Origin of the sequence: Streptomyces herbicida, from assembly GCF_032656585.1 — a bacterium.
Taxonomy (GTDB): domain Bacteria; phylum Actinomycetota; class Actinomycetes; order Streptomycetales; family Streptomycetaceae; genus Streptomyces; species Streptomyces herbicida.
In genome coordinates, this window is record NZ_JAUYWJ010000011.1 from 35410 (window position 1) to 52062 (window position 16653).

General features: G+C 72.8%; 17 protein-coding genes. 10 read left to right on the forward strand and 7 right to left on the reverse strand.

The window, feature by feature from the left end; translation table 11 throughout:
* Positions 1–13 precede the first annotated feature (13 nt).
* On the reverse strand, positions 14–667 hold the full coding sequence (locus Q8A52_RS23095; RefSeq protein WP_316754688.1) for a hypothetical protein: 654 nt from the start codon (positions 665–667) through the stop codon (positions 14–16).
* A gap of 238 nt (positions 668–905) precedes the next feature.
* Between Q8A52_RS23095 and aroH the strand changes: the two genes are divergently transcribed.
* From aroH to der, 5 genes are all read left to right on the forward strand, one after another.
* On the forward strand, positions 906–1268 hold the full coding sequence (aroH, locus tag Q8A52_RS23100; protein ID WP_263207106.1) for a chorismate mutase: 363 nt from the start codon (positions 906–908) through the stop codon (positions 1266–1268).
* A complete protein-coding gene (locus Q8A52_RS23105; protein ID WP_316754693.1) occupies positions 1265–2350 on the forward strand; it encodes a prephenate dehydrogenase in 1086 nt (361 codons plus the stop codon). Before aroH ends, Q8A52_RS23105 begins: the two co-directional genes overlap by 4 nt.
* Positions 2351–2507: 157 nt before the next feature.
* Positions 2508–3203, forward strand: coding sequence for a (d)CMP kinase (gene cmk, locus Q8A52_RS23110; protein ID WP_316754695.1), 696 nt, complete (start codon positions 2508–2510; stop codon positions 3201–3203).
* Positions 3200–3847 carry a lysophospholipid acyltransferase family protein gene (locus tag Q8A52_RS23115; protein ID WP_316754696.1) on the forward strand — a complete coding sequence of 216 codons (648 nt, stop codon included), beginning with the start codon at positions 3200–3202 and terminating at the stop codon, positions 3845–3847. Before cmk ends, Q8A52_RS23115 begins: the two co-directional genes overlap by 4 nt.
* Before the next feature lie 177 nt (positions 3848–4024).
* Entirely contained in the window at positions 4025–5503 is a 1479-nt protein-coding gene (gene der / locus Q8A52_RS23120) for a ribosome biogenesis GTPase Der (RefSeq protein WP_316754698.1), read from the forward strand.
* A 47-nt stretch (positions 5504–5550) separates the two neighbouring features.
* Here the strand turns inward: der and Q8A52_RS23125 are convergent, their stop codons facing one another.
* A complete protein-coding gene (locus Q8A52_RS23125) occupies positions 5551–5967 on the reverse strand; it encodes a hypothetical protein (protein WP_316754700.1) in 417 nt (138 codons plus the stop codon).
* Positions 5968–6043: 76 nt separating this feature from the next.
* Complete coding sequence (locus tag Q8A52_RS23130) at positions 6044–6829, reverse strand: hypothetical protein (RefSeq protein WP_316754702.1); 786 nt, start codon at positions 6827–6829, stop codon at positions 6044–6046.
* A 542-nt stretch (positions 6830–7371) separates the two neighbouring features.
* Here Q8A52_RS23130 and Q8A52_RS23135 point away from each other — a divergent pair.
* Entirely contained in the window at positions 7372–8073 is a 702-nt protein-coding gene (locus Q8A52_RS23135) for a LysM peptidoglycan-binding domain-containing protein (protein ID WP_316754704.1), read from the forward strand.
* A gap of 79 nt (positions 8074–8152) precedes the next feature.
* Here Q8A52_RS23135 and Q8A52_RS23140 read toward each other — a convergent pair whose 3' ends face one another.
* Genes Q8A52_RS23140 through Q8A52_RS23150 form a run of 3 tightly spaced genes read right to left on the reverse strand, consistent with a single transcriptional unit; the run spans position 8153 to position 11924 of the window.
* On the reverse strand, positions 8153–8797 hold the full coding sequence (locus Q8A52_RS23140; protein WP_316754706.1) for an ATP-binding cassette domain-containing protein: 645 nt from the start codon (positions 8795–8797) through the stop codon (positions 8153–8155).
* A complete protein-coding gene (locus Q8A52_RS23145) occupies positions 8794–11448 on the reverse strand; it encodes a branched-chain amino acid ABC transporter permease/ATP-binding protein (RefSeq protein ID WP_316754708.1) in 2655 nt (884 codons plus the stop codon). The genes Q8A52_RS23140 and Q8A52_RS23145 overlap by 4 nt, the downstream gene beginning before the upstream one ends.
* Positions 11436–11924, reverse strand: coding sequence for a hypothetical protein (locus Q8A52_RS23150; protein WP_316754710.1), 489 nt, complete (start codon positions 11922–11924; stop codon positions 11436–11438). Before Q8A52_RS23150 ends, Q8A52_RS23145 begins: the two co-directional genes overlap by 13 nt.
* A 123-nt stretch (positions 11925–12047) precedes the next feature.
* Between Q8A52_RS23150 and Q8A52_RS23155 the strand changes: the two genes are divergently transcribed.
* From Q8A52_RS23155 to Q8A52_RS23170, 4 genes are all read left to right on the forward strand, one after another.
* Positions 12048–12620 carry a hypothetical protein gene (locus Q8A52_RS23155; RefSeq protein WP_316754713.1) on the forward strand — a complete coding sequence of 191 codons (573 nt, stop codon included), beginning with the start codon at positions 12048–12050 and terminating at the stop codon, positions 12618–12620.
* Positions 12589–13881, forward strand: a complete 1293-nt coding sequence (locus Q8A52_RS23160; protein ID WP_316754715.1) for an ABC transporter substrate-binding protein — start codon at positions 12589–12591, stop codon at positions 13879–13881. Before Q8A52_RS23155 ends, Q8A52_RS23160 begins: the two co-directional genes overlap by 32 nt.
* Before the next feature lie 43 nt (positions 13882–13924).
* Positions 13925–14893, forward strand: a complete 969-nt coding sequence (locus Q8A52_RS23165) for a helix-turn-helix transcriptional regulator (protein WP_316754717.1) — start codon at positions 13925–13927, stop codon at positions 14891–14893.
* Between the two features lie 358 nt (positions 14894–15251).
* Complete coding sequence (locus Q8A52_RS23170; protein WP_316754719.1) at positions 15252–15467, forward strand: I78 family peptidase inhibitor; 216 nt, start codon at positions 15252–15254, stop codon at positions 15465–15467.
* A gap of 102 nt (positions 15468–15569) precedes the next feature.
* Here Q8A52_RS23170 and Q8A52_RS23175 read toward each other — a convergent pair whose 3' ends face one another.
* Entirely contained in the window at positions 15570–16592 is a 1023-nt protein-coding gene (locus tag Q8A52_RS23175; RefSeq protein WP_316754720.1) for a phosphatase PAP2 family protein, read from the reverse strand.
* Positions 16593–16653: the final 61 nt, after the last annotated feature.

Consider the following 16653-nt stretch of genomic DNA (forward strand, 5'->3'; position numbering starts at 1 on the left):
GGCTCCCTCCGGTTCACGGGGTCACGGGACGTGCCGTCAGCCGCTCGCCGTCGACCGTGACCGCGCCGGTCGCGGGGTCGATGCGGGGCGCGGCGTCTGCCTTGCCGGCGCGGCTGAGGATGCCGACCTGCCGGCCGTCGGACAGCACGATCCAGCCGCCGTCGATCTTCGCGCCGCGCACGGTGGCCGTCGCCCGGTAGAGCCCGGACGGCTTGACCGCCTTGTCGGCGGTGAAGGCGTAGTGGCCACCGTCGAGGTCCACCGTGCCGCGGATGCGCCGGCCCTCCTGGAGCCGGCCGTTCAGCTCGGCGCCGCGCTGTCCGGTCAGCCGCATGCTGCCGTCGTCCCCGACGTCACCCTTCAGCCACGACTCCTTGCGACGGCCGTCGCAGAAGTAGGCGATCGCCCTGCCGTCGCGGATCGACACGGCCACCGAGGAGGAGTCGTCGTCGGTGCGGCCCGCGTAGGAGGCGTCGGGGATCCGGGTGCGGGACGGGGTCGGAGTGGGGGTGGGTGACGCGACGGATCTGGCCGGCGTCGGTACGGGCGACCGCTCCTTGTACGTGGACGCCGTGTTCCTCGTCCCCGTCGTCGCGTTGAGCGTCAGCAGGAACAGGCCGAGCAGCAGACCCGCGAGCAGGGTCAGCAAAGGTCCGGGACGTTTCATGACGGCCTCCCCCGAGGCGGGCTTCCTGACATCAGAGCGGACCGGCGGCCCCGGCGTAAAGAGGCGCACGGAGGTGTTCTCACACCAAGTGGCGGGATAGGGCGATCTGAGTGACATTGGGACGGTTCGTCGCTCTCGGTGACCGTCTCAGCGGGCGGGCGCCGCCCACCGGACCGGTCCGCCCTGACTACGCTGGACGGACCAAGAGCCGATACGCATCTCAGCAAGGAGCAGCGCCGTGGCGGTACGAGCGGTCCGGGGGGCCGTCCAGCTGGAACGGGACGAGGCCGGCCACATGGACGAGCAGGTCGGAGCCCTGCTCACCGCCGTCCTGGAGCGGAACGGGCTGAGTGTGGACGACCTGATCAGCATCTGGTTCACGGCCACCCCCGATCTGCACAGCGACTTCCCGGCGGCCGCCGCCCGCAAGCTCGGCATCGTCGACGTGCCGTTGATCTGCGCCCAGGAGCTGGACATCGAGGGCGCCATGCCGCGCGTGGTCCGCGTCCTCGCCCACATCGAGTCGGAGCGGCCCCGCGCCGACATCGCCCATGTCTACCTCGGCGCCGCGGCCGCCCTGCGCAAGGACATCGCCCAGTGAGGACCGCGCTCGTCATCGGCACCGGCCTCATCGGTACCTCCGCCGCGCTCGCCCTGTCCCAGCGGGGCGTGACCGTCCATCTCGCCGACTACAACCCCGAGCAGGCCCGTACGGCGGCCGCGCTGGGCGCCGGCACGGACGAGGCTCCGGAGGGTCCCGTCGACCTCGCCGTCGTCGCCGCCCCGCCCGCACACGTGTCCGCCGTCCTCGCCGACGCCATGCGCCGGAACGTGGCCCGCGGCTACCTCGACGTGGCCAGTGTGAAGGGCGGTCCGCGCCGCGAGCTGGAGTCGCTGGGCCTGGACCTGTCGTCGTACATCGGCACGCACCCCATGTCGGGCCGCGAGAAGTCCGGCCCGCTGGCCGCGAGTGGAGACCTCTTCGAAGGCCGCCCCTGGGTGCTGACGCCCACCCGTGACACGGACACCGAGGTGCTGAACCTCGCCCTGGAGCTGGTCTCGCACTGCCGGGCGGTGCCGGTCGTCATGGACGCCGACGCCCACGACCGCGCCGTCGCCCTGGTCTCCCACATGCCCCACCTGGTCTCCAGCATGGTCGCCGCGCGCCTGGAGCACGCCGAGGAGGCGGCCGTACGGCTGTGCGGCCAGGGCATACGGGACGTGACCCGGATCGCCGCGTCCGACCCCGGGATGTGGATCGACATCCTCTCCGCCAACCCCGGTCCGGTCGCCGATCTGCTCGCCGACGTCTCCGCCGACCTCGACGAGACAGTGCGCGCCCTGCGCGCCCTGCAGTCGGCCGACGAGGCCAAGCGGCAGGAGGGCAGCTCCGGGATCGAGGACGTGCTGCGGCGGGGGAACGCGGGGCAGGTCCGGGTGCCCGGCAAGCACGGGTCCGCTCCGCGGATCTACGAGACGGTCGCCGTGCTCATCGACGACCAGCCCGGCCAGCTGGCCCGCATCTTCGCCGACGCGGGGCGGGCCGGGGTCAACATCGAGGACGTGCGCATCGAGCATGCGACGGGGCAGCAGGCCGGTCTGGTGCAGCTGATGGTCGAGCCGAAGGCCGCCGTGGCGCTGGCCGCCGCGCTGCGGGAGCGGGGCTGGGCGATCCGGCAGTAGGGCGCCCGGCGTCGCCGGTGCGGCCGTGGGGTGCGCCACGATGCTGCGAGGTCGCACACCTCTCGCGTCCGGACGAGTGACGCGCACCCAGTAACCTTGTGCGGGGCGCCCTCGCGCCCCGCACACCCACCACACCGCACCAGGAAGGTGTCCGCCCGTGGAAAACGGCGCCGCCCGGACCGCCCTGCCCGTGATCGTCGCGATCGACGGCCCCTCCGGCACGGGCAAGTCGAGCACGTCGAAGGCCGTGGCCTCGAAGCTCGGCCTGAGCTACCTGGACACCGGAGCCCAGTACCGGGCGATCACCTGGTGGATGGTGAACAACGGCATCGACCTCGAGGACCCCACCGCGATCGCCGCCGTGGCGGGCAAGCCGGAGATCGTCTCGGGCACCGACCCGGCCAGCCCCACGATCACGGTCGACGGCGTCGACGTGGCCGGCCCGATCCGTACCCAGGACGTCACCTCCAAGGTCAGCGCGGTCAGCGCGGTGCCCGAGGTGCGCGCCCGGATCACCGAGCTGCAGCGCACGCTGGCCCTCACCGCGCAGGTCGGCATAGTGGTCGAGGGCCGTGACATCGGCACCACCGTGCTCCCGGACGCCGACCTGAAGATCTTCCTGACCGCCTCCCCGGAGGCCCGCGCCGCGCGCCGCAGCGGTGAGCTCAAGGGCGCGGACGTCAACGCCACCCGCGAGGCACTGATCAAGCGTGACGCGGCCGACTCCAGCCGCAAGACCTCGCCGCTCGCGAAGGCGGGCGACGCGGTCGAGGTGGACACCACCGACCTCACGCTGCCGCAGGTCATCGAGTGCGTCGTCACCCTCGTCGAGGAGAAGCGGGCCGGAAAGTGACCGAAGCTGCTTCGGCGAGAGGCGCCGAGGTCGGGCGGCGCATCGGCGTCGGCCTGATGTACGGGCTGTGGAGGCCCCGCGTGCTCGGCGCCTGGAAGGTGCCCGCGATCGGCCCGGTGATCTTCGCCGTCAACCACTCCCACAACATCGACGGCCCGATGGTCATGGGCGTGGCGCCCCGGCCGACGCACTTCCTGATCAAGAAGGAGGCGTTCGTCGGCCCGCTCGGCCGGTTCCTGAGCGGCATCGGCCAGGTGAAGGTCGACCGCGAGAGCACCGACCGCACGGCGATCTCGCGGGCGCTGGGCGTATTGGAGGCCGGGGGAGTGCTCGGCATCTTCCCGGAGGGCACCCGGGGCGAGGGCGACTTCGCCTCGCTGCGCGCGGGACTCGCCTACTTCGCGGTCCGCAGCGGGGCGCCGATCGTGCCGGTGGCCGTGCTGGGAAGTTCCGAGAAGCGGAGCCGGTTGACCAAGGGGCTGCCCCCGCTGCGCTCCCGCGTCGACGTCGTCTTCGGTGACCCCTTCGAGGCGGGCGACGGCAGCGGACGACGCACGCGCAGGGCGCTGGACGAGGCAACCGAACGCATCCAGAAGCAGCTCACCGAGCACCTGGAAAACGCCAGGCGCCTGACCGGCCGCTAGGGCCTGTCCGGCGGATCAGGTCGGAGAAAGGCACCGGCGCCTATTACTCTCAGATGTGCGTGTCAGACCCCGCGTCTCCGGCAGGATCCGCCGGGCAGGCCCTAGGGCGACACCGAGTAGTGGATCACCTTGAACAGGTGCTCCACCGATCACCACGATGAACGAGGTACTGACTTCATGAACGACGACATCCACTCCGAGGGTTCGCTCGAAGAGCATGACCACGGAGCGCTTGGCGACGCCGAGTACGCGGAGTTCATGGAGCTCGCCGCGGAAGAGGGCTTCGACCTCGCGGACGTCGAGGGCGCCATCGAGGCGGCGGGCCACGGTCCACTGCCCGTGCTCGCCGTCGTCGGCCGGCCGAATGTCGGCAAGTCGACCCTGGTGAACCGGATCATCGGCCGCCGCGAGGCGGTCGTCGAGGACAAGCCCGGCGTCACCCGCGACCGCGTGACCTACGAGGCCGAGTGGGCGGGCCGCCGCTTCAAGGTCGTCGACACCGGCGGCTGGGAGCAGGACGTCCTCGGCATCGACGCCTCGGTGGCCGCCCAGGCCGAGTACGCGATCGAGGCGGCCGACGCGGTCGTCTTCGTCGTCGACGCCAAGGTCGGGGCGACCGACACCGACGAGGCCGTCGTCCGTCTGCTGCGCAAGGCCGGCAAGCCCGTGGTGCTGGCCGCCAACAAGGTCGACGGCCCGAGCGGCGAGGCAGACGCGGCGTACCTGTGGTCCCTCGGGCTCGGTGAGCCGCACCCGGTCTCCGCGCTGCACGGCCGCGGCACCGGCGACATGCTGGACGCCGTCCTCGAGGTGCTGCCGGACGCCCCCGAGCAGACCTTCGGCACCGCCGTCGGCGGCCCGCGCCGCATCGCGCTGATCGGCCGCCCGAACGTGGGCAAGTCCTCGCTGCTCAACAAGGTCGCGGGCGAGGAGCGCGTCGTCGTCGACGAACTGGCGGGCACCACCCGTGACCCGGTCGACGAGCTGATCGAACTGGGCGGCGTGACCTGGAAGTTCGTCGACACCGCCGGCATCCGCAAGCGCGTCCACCTCCAGCAGGGCGCCGACTACTACGCCTCGCTGCGCACCGCGGCGGCGGTGGAGAAGGCCGAGGTGGCGGTCGTCCTGATCGACGCCTCCGAGAACATCTCCGTGCAGGACCAGCGGATCATCACCATGGCCGTCGAGGCGGGCCGCGCGTTGGTCATCGCCTACAACAAGTGGGACACCCTCGACGAGGAGCGCCGCTACTACCTGGAGCGCGAGATCGAGACCGAGCTCGGCCAGGTCGCCTGGGCGCCGCGGGTCAACGTCTCCGCCTACACCGGCCGCCACATGGAGAAGCTGGTCCCGGCGATCGAGACCGCGCTCGCGGGCTGGGAGACGCGCGTGCCCACCGGCCGCCTCAACGCCTTCCTCGGCGAACTGGTCTCGGCCCACCCGCACCCGGTCCGGGGCGGTAAGCAGCCGCGCATCCTGTTCGGCACCCAGGCCGGCACCAAGCCCCCGCGGTTCGTGCTGTTCGCCTCCGGCTTCATCGAGGCGGGCTACCGCCGCTTCATCGAGCGCCGGCTGCGCGAGGAGTTCGGCTTCGAGGGCACGCCCATCCATATCTCGGTGCGGGTGCGCGAGAAGCGCGGTACGAAGAAGAAGTGACGGCACGCGAAAGGGCGGCCCTTGGCGAAGGGCCGCCCTTTCGTATGTCACATGCCCCGGCGCGGTCCCGGTGGCAGCGCCGCCGGAACATGGTGCATCCCGGTGTCGTGCCGCCCGATCGTCCCGACCCGCTGCCACTGCGCCTGCTGCTGCCCGGTGCCGTGGCGCGCGCTGTACGCACCCGCGCTGTACGCGCTGTACGAGTTCGAGCCGTGCGACCCCGTGCCGTACGTCCCCACGCCGTAGGCGCCGACGCTGTGCGGGGCGATCCCGAAGGCGACGAACCCCAGCTCCTCCTCGCCGCTGCGGTCGCCCGGCAGCGCCCGGAGCGTCTTGACCCACTCCGCGTAGAGCGTGTCGTAGATGGGGGTCGGCGATGACACGGCCGCGTTCTCCTGCGCCGCCCGTGCGGACGGGATCGGGGAGAAGGACGGACGGCGGGGAGGAACGTCGTATGCGTGCACGTATGTCCAAACGACCGTGTAGGGGAAGAGATGCGGTCGTGGGGCACCCCTTCGGGGGCGCGGGGCCGCTGCGCCGTCAGGTGCCCGCGAGTGGCAGCGCCGCCGCGACCAGCTTCCCGTTGGCCGCCGCCTTGTCGAGCGCGTCCCGCAGCAGGTCCTCGCGGGGCTGACGGCCGATGGAACCCACCGGAGCCGCGAACAGCAGCACCTGCTGGTGCTTGTTCGCCGCCGCCCGCCAGCCGTCCGTGACCTGCAGCGGTTGGTGCGCCTGCCACCACGCGACCGGCTGACCGCCGTGGGCGCCGGGCTGGAGCACCGCGTGCAGCTGACCCATCGCCAGCAGCACCGACCACCCGTGCAGCACCGGGGGCACCGCGCTGATCTGGGTCACGGGCATGTACCCCTGCTCGATGAGCAGCGGCAGGAAGTCGTCGCCGACGCCCGTGGTGCCGGGCCGCACGATCGGTGTGGTCGGCTCCACGACGAGCGCCGGGTGCAACTCCCCGGCGATCAGGACCAGTCCGCTGGTGACGCCGAGCACGGCCTGCTCGGGCACGGCCCGGTGCGCCTCGCCGCCGGGGGTGCTGTCTCCGTTGATGGAGCGGACCGCGCCCTGCAACTGCTCCTCGGTGACCTGGACGACCTGCGAGGGCAGGCAGGTGGCGTGGGCGAAGGCGAGGACGGCGGTCTCGTCCCCGATGAACAGGACGGTGCTGGTGCGCTCCTGCTCGGAGTCGCCCGGGGTGCGGCAGGACGTGCAGTCGTAACTGCCCGGGGCGTTCTCTCCGGCGAGCAGCCGGTCGGCTTCTTCGTCGCCGATCTCGGCGCGTACAGCGTCGCTGACGTCGAGCATGCGCGGCACGGTGGCTCCCTCGGGATGCGTGCGTGAAGGGCCGGGTGGCTCCCGGTCCATGAGCCCCGGGGGGATCCGGGCTCATGAAGGAGACAACGGGCGATCTGTGGCGGGGGTCACGCCCGGCGGGGAACGGAATCGAACCATCCACCGCACAGGGTCACGTTCGGTACGGAATCGCCCACTCAAAGTCAACTCTTCGGATGCCAAAGGACTTTGGGTCGGTGAAGTGGGTCACAGATCACCCGAGGAGCTGGTCGACAAATCAGGAAATCAGCGAATGAAGTGGGTGGCCGAAAATCGCCGATACCCGAGGTAACGGCGAACTGGCCTGGAATGACAAGGAGTTGGTTGATACCGGGTGGCCACGCTCCGTACATTCCTCCGCCGTGTGCAACGAGCACCGCTCGGGTACGTCCGCCGGCCGCGCACCAGGCAAGCAAGATCGCAGCACCGGCTCAGGCGGACGGGGCGAGCGCGAGCAACCGCGTCCATGCGCGGCGGCCGCGCCCCGCCTGTGGGGGACCCCGGGTCCGTGGAGAGGGAATTACATGTCCGAATGTGCCGATACCACTCGCAACAACGTCCGTGACGACAGCACCCGCGGCGAGACCGCCCGCAGGGCGCGCACGACGGCGGTCCTCGCCGGAGCGGCACTGCTCGCTCCGCTCGGGCTGCTGGCCGCGACCGGCAACGCCGCGGCGGCGGACGGCGGAGTGTGGGACCGCATCGCCCAGTGCGAGAGCGGCGGCAACTGGCACATCAACACCGGCAACGGCTACTACGGCGGACTCCAGTTCTCCGCCGGCACCTGGCGGGCCTACGGGGGCGGGGCCTATGCGCCGACCGCCGACCGGGCCGGCAGGACCCAGCAGATCGCCGTGGCCACCAAGGTCCAGCGCGCCCAGGGCTGGGGCGCCTGGCCGACCTGCTCGGCCCGGGCCGGAGCGTACGGCGCCGCACCCGCGGCGGCCTCGTCCGGTACGTCGGGCACCAAGAGCACGAACACCACGAACACCACGAAGGCAGCCCCGGCCAAACCGTCGAAGGCACCGAAGCGTTCGACCGGCCACACCAACCGCGGCTCGTCCCGTCACTCGTCCGGCGGCAACTACACCGTCCGCAAGGGCGACACGCTGAGCGGCATCGCCGCCCGGCACGGGACCACCTGGCAGCGGATCTACGCCGCCAACAAGTCCGTCATCGGCGGTGATCCCGATGTGATCGTGCCCGGGCAGCGCCTCTCGCTCTGAGCCGCTCCCCCTGTCCCGGGCACGACGCCCCACCTGGTTCACCGACCGGGTGGGGCGCTGTCCTGCGTCGACCGCGGCTTCAGGGGCGGACGGCCCGCTCGCCCGCCTCGCCGCCGAACACGACAGCCCCGCGGCGCAGTTCGTACACGAAGGCGGGTCCCCCGTGCAGCACGGGCGGCAGCCGCTGCTCGGCGACCACGACGCACGCGTCGAGCGCGCTCAGCAGCTCGTACGTGCGCGTCGCCACCGAAGGGGACATGCCCTGCGCGGGCTCGTCGACGAGCAGCACACGCGCGCGTGCCAGCAGGGCACGGGAGAGCGCGAGCATCCGCTGCTCACCGCCGGACAGGGTGCCGGCGCGACGGGGAAGCAGGGGACGCAGCTGCGGATAGACGTCGAGCGCCGAGTCGTACGCGGGCGCCACGAGTTCCAGGTTCTCCCGCACGGTCAGCGCCCCGAACACGGCCCGCCGCTCGGGGACCAGGAACAGCCCGCGCCGGGCCCGTTCGTACGCGGGCACACGGGTCACGTCGGCGCCGTCCCACAGCACCGCCCCGCCGGACAGCGGCACGATTCCGGCGAGCGCGCGCAGCACGGTGCTGCGACCGGAGCCGTTGCGGCCCAGCAGCACGGTCAACCCCGGGCCCGGCGCGGCGAGGGTGACACCGTGCAGGGCCTCCAGGGGGCCGTAGCGCACGCGCGCGTGACGCAGTGAGACGGTCACGGCCCGGCCGCCGTTCCGAGTGAGTCGAGCACCCGGCGGGGCGGGCCGGACGCGACGACACGGCCCGCCGTCATGACGTGCACGACGTCGGCGATCCCGGCGACCAGGTCGAGATCGTGCTCGACGACCAGCAGGGCGGTGCCGTCGGCGGCCAGCGCGTCCAGCACCCGGGCCAGCGCGGCCACTTCGACGGTGTCGAGCCCCGCGGCGGGCTCGTCGAGCAGCAGCACGCACGGGCCGCCGGCCAGCGCCCGGGCCAGCTCGACCCGGCGCAGCGTGCCGGTGGGCAGCCCCGCGGCGGGCAGTGCCCGCACCGGCCCGTCGAGCCCGGTCAGCCGCAGCGCCCGCGCCACGGCGCCGGGGTCGGCGCGCCGCCCGTGCTCGGCACCCACCCGGACGTTCTCGGCCACGGTCAGCGACGGGAACACGGCCAGCTGCTGGAAGGTTCGCGCGATCCCGAGCCGGGTGCGGGCGTGGGCCGGCAGCCGGGTGATGTCCCGCCCACCGAACACGACGTGCCCGCGCGCGGGCCGCAGCGTCCCGGCCAGACAGTGGAACAGTGTGCTCTTTCCGGCCCCGTTGGGCCCGACGACGGCGGTCACCCGCCCGGGCCGGACGTCCAGATCGACACCGTCGAGCGCGGTGAAGCCGTCGTAGCGGGCGTGGAGGCGACGGGCGGTGAGGAGCGGTACCGCGGGGGGCGGGAGCGCGGCCGCGTCGGCCGTCGGGCGCGGCACGGCGGTGGTGCGGGACGGCTGCCGGCCCAGGGGCGGGATGTGCGGCGCCGCTCGTGCGGCCGGGGGCCGCAGTCTCGCGCGCGCCCTCGCCCCCACCGCCGTGAGCCGCGCCCCGCGCATCGGACGGAGCCGCTGCCCGGCCGCACGCAACGCCTCGTACGGCCCACCGGGGAACCGTCCGACCAGCACCGCCAGCACCCCGACGAGCGCCGCCGCCACCCCGCCCCGGGCCCCCGCGTCCAGCCCCACCAGAAGGGCCGCGGCGGCCAGCGCGCCCAGGGTGCTGTCCGCGCCCAGGACCACGACCGCGGCGAACCACAGCAGTCCGCGCACGGGGTCGTACGCGCCGGGATCGAACGCGCGCACTCCCATGCCGAGCATGCCGCCGCCGAGGGCGGCGAGGGCGGCGCCCGAGACGAAGGCGAGGAGCTTCAGGGACGGGACCCCGACACCCGCCGCCGACGCGCCCGCCTCGTGGTCCCGCATGGCGGCGAGGGCACGTCCGGTGCGGCCCCGGCGCAGCGCGTGGGTCGCCAGCAGCGCGGCGGCCAGCAGGGCCAGTTCCAGGACGTAGTACGCGCGGTCCCCGTCGAAGCCCGCCGGGCGGTCGAGCGACAGCCCGGAGGTGGCGTACGGCTGCGCGAAGACGAAACGGCTCACCCCGACGCCCACCGCGAACGTGGCCAGCGCCAGGGCCAGGCCGTGGCGGCCGATGGCGGGCCAGCCGGTCAGCAGGCCGAGCGGCGCGACCAGGGCCACCGCCACCGCCAGCGCCCCCAGTTCGGGCAGCCGCGGCAGGCCCGGGAAGCGGCCCGCCGCGAGCAGCGCGGTGAACAGGGCGCCCAGCCCCGCGTACGCCGCCTGTCCCAGGGAGAGCTGTCCGCCGCGGCCGGTGACGACCACCAGGGACAGCAGGATCACGCCGAGCGCCGGTACCTGGACCGAGGTGTGCAGGTCCGAGCCCGCGAAGCCGAGCGGCAGCAGGAACAGCACCACGGCCACGATCCGGGCGCCGGGCGGGGTCGGCACGCGCGCGGTGGCCGAGCGCGGCAGGGCGTCACGCGTGCCGATGCCCGGCAGGACCAGGGCCGCGACCAGGAGCGCCACGACGAAGAGATTCGCCCCGACCGCCTGGAGCAGCTGCCCGCCCCAGCCCGGCGGGTGCAGCCGCGTCAACTGGCTCTGCCCGACCGCGATGCCGAGCGCCACCAGTACCGCGAGGGACAGGCTGCGCATCCGCGCGGCCACCGCGACCGCGACCACCTCCATGACGAGCAGCGGCAGACCGTACGGATCGAGACGCACGTACGGCGCGAGGAGCACGCCCGTCAGGCCCGCGGTGAACGATCCGAACGCCCAGCCCGCCGCGGCCACCCGGTCCGCGTCGATGCCGCCCAGCACCGCCAGCTGCCGGTCGTCCACCACCGCCCGCAACTCCCGCCCGAACCGGGTCCACCGGATGACGGCCCCGACGCCCACCGCGAGCAGCAGCGCCACCGCCAACTGCCCCCACGGATCCGCCGACACCAGCTCCGGCGCGTCGTCCCGGGCCCCCTGCCCCCACACCAGCGCCGCCCCGCCCACCAGCAGCACGAACACCCCGATGGACGCCACCAGGGTCTGCGCCGGATCGCCGCCCCGCACCGACAGCGGGCGGAAGACGAGACGTTCCAGCACCACACCGATCCCCGGCGCCAGCAGGAGCAGCGTCGCCAGCGCCCCGAGCCACAGCGGCCACCCCCACTCCACCACCGACTCCCGCAGCACGTACGCGCACACCATCGCGATCGCCCCGTGCGCGAAGTTGAGCACCCCGGTCGCGCGGTACGTCACGACCAGACCGATCCCGGTGAGCGCGGCGGCGCTGCCGACGGAGAGACCGGCGAGGGTGAGGTCGTACGTCAGCGAGGACACGGGTCCTCCGCGGAGTCCGGCTCACAGATCGGGCACGGACCGAGCGCACCGCTCGCCAGCAGCTTGCCGTCCACCGGGACCGCCCCCGGTTTCCCCGCGACCAACGGGCAGTCCGCGCGGTGGTACAGCGTGCCGCCCGGCACCATCAGCGTCTCCCCGCTGACCGCCACGGGCGCGGCCGCCGCCTGCTCCGCCCCCACGGCGGCGACGGGTTCGGCGGTCACCAAAAGCCCGTACAACTCGTCCACGCGCGCGGCGGCGAGTGCGCCCCTGCCGTGCGTGAGCAGCACCGATCCGGCGATGATCAGAGCCGCGCCGGGTATCGTGCAGGAGGCGAGATAGGGCAGTTGGCGTTCCGCGTACCGTTCGCCCGAGATGCCGTACCAGCCGATGACGCACAGTACGGCGCCCGCGGCCAGCGCGGCCCACCCGGCCCAGAGGACGGGGTGCACGGTCCGAGGTCGTACTGTCCGCATCGTCGGCTCCCACACGTCATGTATCTGTCCATGTCGGCCAATGGCCTGCACTATGCCCTCTGGAAGCTGACCCTGAAAGCTCCGGGTGCACATGGCCCGGACGGACACCCGGTGGTGAGCCACATGGTTCTCGGGAGCGACGTCAGGCGGGGACACGCGACGACACGGCGCGGCCCACGGGCGGCGGGACGGGCTACGGCACTGGCGGCCGCCCTGGTCCTCACGCTCGCCCCGGCCCTGACGGCATGCAGCGACGAGAGCGGCGGCAGCCAGAGCGCGCCCCCGACGCCCTCCGTGGAGAAGACGACCAGCACCCCGGCGACCGCGCCCGCCGATCCGGCGGCCGCCGAGAAGGAGATCAGGCAGAACTGGACGAAGTTCTTCGACCCGGCCACCGCCACGAAGGACAAGCAGACCGTCCTGGAGAACGGCGACCGGATGTCCGCCGTGCTGAAGAGCTTCAACGGCGACAAGCGCGGCGGACAGGTCGCGGCCCAGGTGACCAAGGTCGAGTTCACCGGGCCGGCCGAGGCGACCGTGACGTACAGCCTGACGCTGAACGGTGCCACCGCCCTGCCCGACGCCTCCGGGACGGCCGTCCTGCAGGACGGCGCCTGGAAGGTGTCCGACAACACGCTGTGCGCGCTGGTCCAGTTGAGCGGCGATGCCTCGCAGTCGGCGCACCCGGGCTGCTGAGACCGCTGCCGTGGTGCTGCTGCTCCTCGTGGGCACGGCCTGCGGCAGCCGGCTGCCCGAGAGCGACTTCGAGCACGACTCGCGGGTGCCCGCGCCCAGCGGCGGCGCACCCCTGCGCGTCGGCATCATCACCAGCGCCACCAGCCCCGTCGGCGGCAACGCGTTCACCGGTCCGCGCGACGGCGCCAAGGCGTACTTCGACCGTCTCGACGCGCGCGGGGGCATCGACGGCCGCCGGGTCGAGGTGCGCCTGTGCGACGACGGCGGCAGCGGCGTCGGCAACAACACGTGCGTGCACCGGCTGATCGACGAGGACAAGGTCGTCGCCCTGGTCGCCACCGCGTCCCTGGACTACGCGGGCGCCTCCCGTGTCTCCCGTGCGCGCGTACCCGACATCGGCGGCCAGCCCATCGGCGCCGCCTACGACACCTGGCCGCACCTGTACGGCATCTACGGCAGCCCGGCACCCCGCGACGGCACACCGGGCTGGGGCGGGCAGGTGTACGGCGGCACGGAGGTGTACCGCTACTTCAAGCGGGAGAAGGGCGCCCGCACGGCCGCGGTCGTCTCCTACAACCAGGCCGCGTCCGCCGCCTACGCGCGGCTCGTCGAGCGGGGGCTGACGGCCGAGGGCTACAAGGTGGTGCCCGAACAGGTCGACTTCGCGCTGCCCAACTTCCGTGCCGTCGCCGCCGATCTGAAGGAACAGGGCGCCGACCTGGTCTTCGACGCCATCGACACGCACGGCAACGCCCAGCTGTGCAAGGCGATGGACGACGTCGGCGCCGAGGTGGTGGCCAAGGTGACCAACGTCCAGAACTGGACGTCCGGCGTCCCCGAGGACTACAAGGACTCCCCGCGCTGCCGCAACGCCCTGTGGGCGACCGGGTCCAGCCGCAATTTCGAGGACACCGGCGACGCGGCCGTGAGGGAGTTCCGGGACGCGACCAAGGGGCTGAGCACGCACTCCCAGTGGCAACTGGAGGGGTGGGCGGCCGCGATGTGGTTCACCGACGCGGCCAGAGCCTGTGCGACGAACGGCATCACGCGCGCGTGCGTAGACGACTTCGTGAGCCGCGGGCGGGACTACACCGCGGACGGCCTGCTGATCCCGGTGTCGTTCGAGCGGCTTCCCGAGCCGCCGAAGACGCGCAGGGCATGCCTGTCGGTGGCCCGCTGGAAGGACGGCAGGGGGTGGGTGTCGCAGGGGGACATGAACAGCACCTGCTTCGAGGTTCCGCAACTGCCCTACACGCCCTGAATGCGGACAGCGGCTGTCCGCGTCGGCTGGCAGACTCGGCGCCATGTTGGAGACCTCGGCACGACTGCTGCGCCTGCTCTCGCTCCTCCAGGCCCACCGCGAATGGTCCGGCCCCGAGCTGGCCGAACGGCTCGGGGTCACCCCTCGCACGGTGCGCCGTGACGTGGACCGGCTGCGCGAGCTCGGCTACCCGGTCAACGCCAGCCCCGGCACCGGCGGCGGCTACCAGCTCGGCGCGGGGGCCGAACTGCCGCCGCTGCTCCTGGACGACGACGAAGCGGTCGCCGTCGCCGTGGGCCTGCGCACCGCCGCCGGGCAGGGTATCGAGGGCATCGGCGAGAGCTCCGTACGGGCCCTGGCGAAGCTGGAGCAGGTGCTGCCCGGCCGGCTGCGCCGCCGGGTGGGCGCCCTCAACGCCTTCACCGTGCCGATGCTGCGCGGACCGCAGCCCTCCACCGTCGACCCGGCCGTGCTCACGGAACTGGCCCACCTCTGCCGGGACGCGGAGCGCCTGCGCTTCGAGTACCGGGACCACGACGGCGCTTCCACCCGCCGTACGGTCGAACCGCACCGCCTGGTGTGCACCGAGCACCGCTGGTACCTGGTCGCCTGGGACCTCGACCGGGAGGACTGGCGCACGTTCCGCGCCGACCGCATCTCGCCGAAGCCACCGCACGGTCCACGCTTCACGCCGCGCGAGCCCCCTGCCGAGGACCTCGCCGCCTATGTCTCCCGGGGCGTCTCCACGCGCGTGTACGCCGCGCACGCCGCCGTCCGCCTGCTGGTGCCCCTGGAGGTCGCCGCCCAGCGGATCTCGCCCTCGGCGGGGATGCTGGAGGCCGACGGCGCCGAGGCCTGCATCCTGCGCGCAGGCGCCCCGAATCTCGACGTGATGGTCATTCACGTGATGATGACCGGCTTCGACTTCGAGGTGCTGGAGCCGGCCGGGCTCACCGAGTCGATCGGCGCGATCCGGGACCGGTTGTCGCGTGCTCTGGAGCGATCCGCGTGAGGGGCGCGTCGCCGTGTGCCGAGGCCGGCGCGGTACGGGGGATCTGTGTCGAAGCGGTGAAATTCCTATGCGGTGTCAGCTGTCGTGCAGCGTGTGGATTCGGAATGGAACGAGGTCCGGAAACCGTCCCCGACCCGCACTTCGGGTCCTTTCCATCCGGCTTTTCGAAGGGCTGCCCCGACACGCGGGAATTTCGCTCGAATGCGCCGGGAAGGTGTGCGCAACCGCTCGGACGTGTGACGTGGTCGAACCAAAACGCGTGTCGTGATCCTGTGACAGAAGTGTGACCGGAGAGGGACGGCCGCCTTCTCCGGGCTCGTGACTTCCGCGGTCGCCGGACCTGGCCTAGCGTGGCGGCATGGCACCGATTCCCACTCCGCCAGCGGAGCCCCAGGACAGTCCGGAAGGGTACGTCGGCCTCGACGCGCCGAGCGCCGAGCGGCTCGCGCGCGAGCGGGGGTGGTCGGCCGTGCGGTCGCTGCCGCCGGGCGCGATCATCACCATGGAGTACCGGGTCGGGCGGCTGAACTTCGAGGTGCGGGACGGCCGGGTGGCGCGAGCCTGGAAGGGCTGAACCGCCATGGCGAAGGCCCCTGTTCCCGGATCCGGGAACAGGGGCCTTCGCCATGGCGGGGGTTGGGCGTGCGTACCGGACCCCGCTGTGTGCCTGTGGTGGTCAGCCGCCCGTCACCGGGCGGGCCGCCGGGGCGGCGCCGCGCGGCACGCGGTCCGAGTGCGGCGGACGGCGGCTGCCGGCCGGGGTGACGGGAGTGCGCTCGGAGCGGGCCGTGTGCGGGCCCGGCGCCAGATGGATCGGCGCCCGGGGCGAGCGGACCGAGGCCGCCGGTTCGCGCTCCGGGGCCGGCTCCTCGGCAGACACGGTCCGCGGCTTGAGCACCACGGGAGCGACCGGAAGGGCCGGTGCGGGCACCGTACGGCCGGGACGGGCGCGCCAACGGTCGCGCTGGTCGAAGATCGCGATCTCGGCCTTGGCGATCAGCGGCTCGCACCACGGCAGGGCGAGCAGGATCAGCAGGCCCGCGGCCCAGCCCAGCAGCACGTCGCTCAGCCAGTGCGTACCGAGGTAGACGGTGGTGAGACCGACGCCGAGCGAGGTGACCGCCGACAGCGCGGACAGCCAGCGGCGCGCTCTCGGGGTGGAGGCCAGATACGCCAGGATTCCCCAGGTCACCACCGCGTTGGCGGTGTGGCCGCTGGGGAATATATCGCCGCCCAGACCCATCTCGCTCGAGCCGATCGTGGTGGCGTAGTGCGGGCCGAGACGGCCCATGCCGAGCTTGGCGGCGCCGACCGTGATGTTGAGCAGCAGCAGCGAGGCACCGAGGGTGAGCAGCGGGCGGAGTGTGTGCTGCCGCCAGGAGCGCCATCCGAGCCACGCGGCGACCATCACGGCGGTGGGGCCGCGCTGGCCGAGCACCACGTAGTAGTCGAGGAAGGCGTGGATCTCCGGCCACTGCTGGTACGGCCGGAAGAACATGACCTGCCAGTCGAGCCGGACCAGCCAGGACGTGATCACGACGGCCCACACGATCGCCAGATAGAAGGCGAGGGTCGCGGTGAACAGCACGACCCGGTGCCGGCTCATCTTCGGCACATCGATGTGGGCCGGTCGTTCCGGCTCACGGTCCAGCCTGGCGAACACCCGGTCCAGACGGGTGAGGTTTCGTTCGGTACGCACCCAAAGGACGTTACAGCGAGTGAGCTCTGACCCCGGTCGAATCACCGGCTTTGTGATGACG